This is a genomic window from Corynebacterium sp., assembly GCF_012838985.1.
Lineage (GTDB): Bacteria > Actinomycetota > Actinomycetes > Mycobacteriales > Mycobacteriaceae > Corynebacterium.
Map to the genome: position 1 here is coordinate 1 of NZ_DUOE01000216.1, position 3,356 is coordinate 3,356.

Consider the following 3,356-nt stretch of genomic DNA (forward strand, 5'->3'; position numbering starts at 1 on the left):
TCGCCTCCCCGAACGTCTACACCATCGACAACGTCCAGCAGCCGCCCTTCGAGCTGCCTCTGACCGGTGGCATCGGCACCATGGGCTTCTCCATCGCAGGTCTGGCCCTGCTGGCCCTGGCCGGCGCCAGCTACCTCCTCATCCGCCAGCGTCGCCAGAACTAGCTCCATCCCGGCGTGACGCCCACGATGAACAGGTTGCCGGCGGGGCTGCCACAGCCCGCCGGTGACTGAGGAACGGATGGCGGTGGGGGTGACCTCTCACCGCCTCCCTTCCTTTCCCCTGATCTCCACCACTCCGCTACTGCCCCTGCTGCAAGGACAAGAGCCACCACTGTGACCCATCTCGACACCGCCCCGGTGACCCGCCCCCGGCGTTCATACCATCGGGACCGCATCATCGTCACCACCATCGCGCTGCTCGGTGTGCTGGTGCTGCTCTACCCTGCCGCAGCCAGCTGGGTGTCCGAGCTCCGCGAGCGCGGCACAGTCAACGCATACGTTGAGCGCATCGAGTCGATCCCCACTGCGGAGCGTCTCGAGTGGTTCGAGAAGGCGGAGGTGTACAACGGCACCCTGGTCAACGGGCTCATCGTCGATCCCTTCAGCAACACCCCCGACGGGCAGGCCGCTGACCTGGACGAGGCCGCGCTGGCTTATCTGGATCAGCTGGCCTTCGACGACCGTGGCGTGATGTCGCGCATCTCCATCCCCGAGATCGACGTGGAGCTGCCGATCTTCCACGGTGCCACCGATGACACGTTGCGCAAGGGTGTCGGGCACCTCTACGGTTCCTCGATGCCCATCGGTGGTCCGGGTACCCACCCGGTGCTCACCGGGCATTCCGGGCTTCCGGAGTCGAAGCTGTTCAATGATCTCTTCGATCTGGAGCTGGGGGACACCTTCGAGGTCAACACCCTCGGACGGTCCATGACCTACCAGGTGAACCACATCGACACGGTGGAGCCCACGGACATCTCGAGCCTCGGGGTGGTGGAGGGCCGGGACCTGGTCACGCTGGTCACCTGCACTCCCATCGGCATCAACACCCACCGACTGATCGTGCAGGCCGAGCGCATCGCCGATCCGGTCGAGGATCCCTCGGTGTCGCTGCGCACCGCAGTGTCCTTCCCCTGGTGGGCACTGGGTGTCGGCGGTGCGCTGCTGGTGTGGCTGTTCGTGGTGTTCCGGGCGATTGCTTCTCGACGCTCCGCGGCGACGCACGCACGGTGAAGGGGGGAGAGACGATGACGCAGATTCAGGTGAGTCACAAGACGGCGGGCAGTGGCCCGGCCCGTCTGGGCCGCCGTCTGCTCACTCTCTTCCCCGTCCTGTGTGCGCTGGCCGGCATGCTGGTGCTGGCGTATCCGGTGGCTGTCAGCCACTGGAACAACAACCAGCAGCTGATCGTCAGCCGCCAGTTCGAGGCGGAGAATCAGAACAGCAGCCCTGCGGAGCTGCAGGGGTTCCTCAACTCGGCGCGGCACTACAACTCCGCGCAGGCGGGCGGCCCGATCCTGGACCCCTGGCTCAACCGGGTCTCCGAGGACAACGTAGACTACCAGGGTTACCTGGATGAACTGTCCTCCCAGACGGCCATGGCACGCCTCGTCGTGCCGGCCATCGACGTGGATCTGCCCGTGTTCCACGGGACGTCGGAACGGGTTCTGCGCAGTGGCGTGGGGCATCTCTACGGCAGCCACCTCCCAGTGGGGGGCGAAGGGACCCACGCTCTGCTCACCGGGCACACCGGCATTCCGGAGGCCACGCTCTTCGACAATCTCGATCGTCTTGACCACGGTGACGCACTCTACGTCTCGGTGGCCGGCGAACACCTCAAATACGAGGTCAGCGACATCAATGTCGTGCTGCCGCATGAGACGGATTCTCTGCGGCCGGTGGCGGGGCAGGACCTGGTCACGCTGATCACGTGCACGCCTTACGGCATCAACACCCACCGACTTCTGGTCACCGCTCACCGGGTGCCCATGGATGAGGCGGATGCCGCCCAGATCACCCGGGACCGTGCCATCTGGGAATGGTGGATGTATGTGCTGGTGGGCGTCATCGCCCTAGTTCTCATTGCATTACTGGTAAGTGGAGCCCGGTCGCTGCGTCAGCGGCGGGCAGCCGCGAAACAAGACTCTCAGGAGGAGTCGCTGTGAATATGACCCTGAAGAATAATCGACACTGGATCGGTCGTACGGCCGCCGCGGTGGCCGTGACGGCAGCGCTGACTCTGGGGTCGGCACCGGCTGCCCTCGCTGACATCCGTACCGTGACCGGAACGGTGAGCACCCAGGCGGTCTCCGAGATCGACGCCAACCGGGTGGTCAACCTCACCCTCATCAAGACGAAGACCAATCCCTTGGACGGTGGGGCCTCGGTCGAGGGCATCACCTTCACCGTCCGTCGCATCAACGATGTCGACCTCACCACCGACGAGGGCTGGGAGCTGGCCCGGAACATGACCGTCGACGAGGCGAAGGCGCGCGGCCTGGGCCCCGCGCACACCGCCGTGACGGACTCCGAGGGCGTGGCCAGCATCTACAACCTGCCCATCGGCCTCTACCTCGTCTCGGAGAGCGGGAACTCCCCGGAGTTCCTCATCACCCTGCCGACCGGCAACACCGACGGTACCGCGTGGGACTACGCGGTCACCGTGCGGACCAAGGCCAACGGCCTCATCGTCATCCCGATCCCGGTTCCGATCCCTGGTGGCGGTTCCTCGACCCCGGGTCAGACCCCGGTCCCGGATCAGCCTCCGGCAACGGAACAGCCGCCGGTGGAGACCGACGCCCCGGAGAGGGGCACCCCCCGGAAGGGCCTGCCCATGACCGGCGCCAACGTCGTGTGGCTCGTTGCGGCGGGCCTCTTCCTCATTGGTGGAGGTACTTTCCTCATTCGGCGCCGTCATCGCGCGTAGGAGAGGGGCGCTGACGGGGCGTCGATAAGCAGGAGAAAGAAGGGGAGTGCGCAGTTGCGCACTCCCCTTCTTCTCATCGGCTGTTTAGACCCCGCCTGCCAGGACGGAGACCTTGCTGGCCAGGGCGCGGTTGACCGCGGAGGTCAGGGCCTTGATGGAGGCGCGGGTGATGGAACCTGCGATGCCCACACCCCAGGCGGCGGAACCGTTGACCGTGGCGTAGATGTAGCAGGCGGCCTCGGCGTCATCGCCGGAGGAGCGGGCCTGCTGCGAGTAGAACTGGACCTCGGCGTCGATGCCCAGCTGCTCGAGGGCGTTGGCGTAGGCGGCGACAGGGCCGTTGCCGGTACCGGTGATCTCCTTCTCGGAGCCCTCGTGGATGACGGTGGCGGTGACGGTGACCTCGTCGGCGTCGGTCTCGGCGTTGACGA

At 66.1% G+C, this 3,356-nt stretch carries 5 protein-coding genes; 4 read left to right on the forward strand and 1 reads right to left on the reverse strand.

Annotated features, from left to right (window positions below):
* The first annotated feature begins 23 nt into the window (after nt 1-23).
* The 4 genes from GXZ33_RS12675 to GXZ33_RS12135 all read left to right on the forward strand — a co-directional run bounded on the left by GXZ33_RS12675 (nt 24) and on the right by GXZ33_RS12135 (nt 2,925).
* Nucleotides 24-164 carry an LPXTG cell wall anchor domain-containing protein gene (locus tag GXZ33_RS12675; RefSeq protein WP_363237375.1) on the forward strand — a complete coding sequence of 47 codons (141 nt, stop codon included), beginning with the start codon at nt 24-26 and terminating at the stop codon, nt 162-164.
* A 171-nt stretch (nt 165-335) separates the two neighbouring features.
* Nucleotides 336-1,232, forward strand: coding sequence for a class C sortase (locus GXZ33_RS12125; RefSeq protein WP_291341463.1), 897 nt, complete (start codon nt 336-338; stop codon nt 1,230-1,232).
* A 14-nt stretch (nt 1,233-1,246) separates the two neighbouring features.
* Nucleotides 1,247-2,164, forward strand: coding sequence for a class C sortase (locus GXZ33_RS12130; protein WP_291341465.1), 918 nt, complete (start codon nt 1,247-1,249; stop codon nt 2,162-2,164).
* 2 nt (nt 2,165-2,166) lie between these two features.
* Nucleotides 2,167-2,925, forward strand: coding sequence for a SpaA isopeptide-forming pilin-related protein (locus tag GXZ33_RS12135; protein WP_291341467.1), 759 nt, complete (start codon nt 2,167-2,169; stop codon nt 2,923-2,925).
* Nucleotides 2,926-3,009: 84 nt separating this feature from the next.
* Here GXZ33_RS12135 and GXZ33_RS12140 read toward each other — a convergent pair.
* The coding region (locus GXZ33_RS12140; RefSeq protein WP_291341468.1) for an alpha-isopropylmalate synthase regulatory domain-containing protein at nt 3,010-3,356 on the reverse strand (347 nt) is incomplete at its 5' end.